Raw genomic sequence first — 1196 nt, 5'->3', positions numbered from 1 at the left:
GCCTGCCCACCCGGATCGGCCTCGAGGACACCCTCACCGGCCCGGGCGGCGAACCGGTGCGCGGCAACGCCGAGCTGGTGCGGCTGGCGTCAGAGGTGATGGCGCGGCTGCGGAGGGCGTAGCTGAGGGGTGGGGTGAGGGCTCGACGGGGGGCGCAGGTGGCGGCGCAGGTCGCGGGTGCCGCCGGTGGCCGGGCGCACGGCCAGGATGCATGTGTCGTCGTCCGGGTTGGCCTGCCGCAGGCGGTCCAGGAGCTCACCGAGCGGGCGTTCCGGTGCGGCGCGCACCGCCTCGTCCATCGCGTCCATCACCGTCTGCAGGCCGTCGTCGGGGCCACGCCGCCGATGCTCGACCAGCCCGTCGGTGTAGAGCAGCAGCACGTCGCCGATCCGCAGGTCGAGGGTGGCCGACTCGTACACGGCGTCGCCGACCACGCCGAGCATCGAGCCGCGCGGGCGGCTCAGCGGCGCGGTGCGCCCGCCCCGGCAGAACAACGGCGGCGGATGGCCCGCCTGCGCCCAGGTGATCCGGCCGGGCAACGGGTCGTAGCGGGCGATCACCGCGGTGGCGGCCAACTCCGGGTGCTCCAGCTCCAGGTCGCAGGTGAGCCGGTTGAGGTGGGCGAGCAGCGCCGCCGGGTCGGTGGTGATCACCGCGAGCGCCCGCAGCGCGTGCCGCAGCTGGGCCATCGTGGTGGCCGCCTGGGTGCCGTGCCCGGCCACGTCGCCGACCGCGAGCAACACCGAGCCGTCGGGGGCGGTGGCGGCGTGGTACCAGTCGCCGCCGACCGCGGCCTCCTGCCCGGCCGGCAGGTAGCGCAGCGCCACCTTGAGGCCGGGAAGCTCGATGGGGCCGTCCGGGATCGGCAGGATGATCTCCTGCAGGGTCGCGGCGAGGGCATGCTCGGCGTCCAGGTCGCGGCGTTTCTGGGCGAGCTGGCGTTCCACCTCGGCCAGGCGCTGTGCGCTGTCCTCTTTGGACGTGACGTCCTGCACGATGCCGAAGACGCGCAGCGGCCGGCCGGTGCCGTCACGGGCCGCGTCGGCGACCGTCCGCAGGTGCTTGACCCGGTCGCCGATGCGGACCCGCATGGTCAGGTCGACCTGCTCGCCGCGGACGAACGCCTCCTCGGCCGCGGCCCGCAGCGGCAGGTCCTCCGGCACGATCATCGCCTCGGACTCGGCCGGGTCCGGCGG

Annotated in this window: 1 protein-coding gene; it reads right to left on the bottom strand. The window is 75.4% G+C overall.

Annotated elements, in window-relative coordinates:
* Window positions 1-89 precede the first annotated feature (89 nt).
* The coding region (locus tag AB0M20_RS44670) for a SpoIIE family protein phosphatase (protein WP_364307672.1) at window positions 90-1196 on the bottom strand (1107 nt) is incomplete at its 5' end.

The sequence above is a fragment of the Actinoplanes sp. NPDC051633 genome, assembly GCF_040681735.1.
Taxonomy (GTDB): Bacteria; Actinomycetota; Actinomycetes; order Mycobacteriales; family Micromonosporaceae; genus Actinoplanes.
The sequence above is the reverse complement of the archived record's forward strand: the minus strand, read 5'-3'. Positions and strand labels throughout refer to the sequence as shown.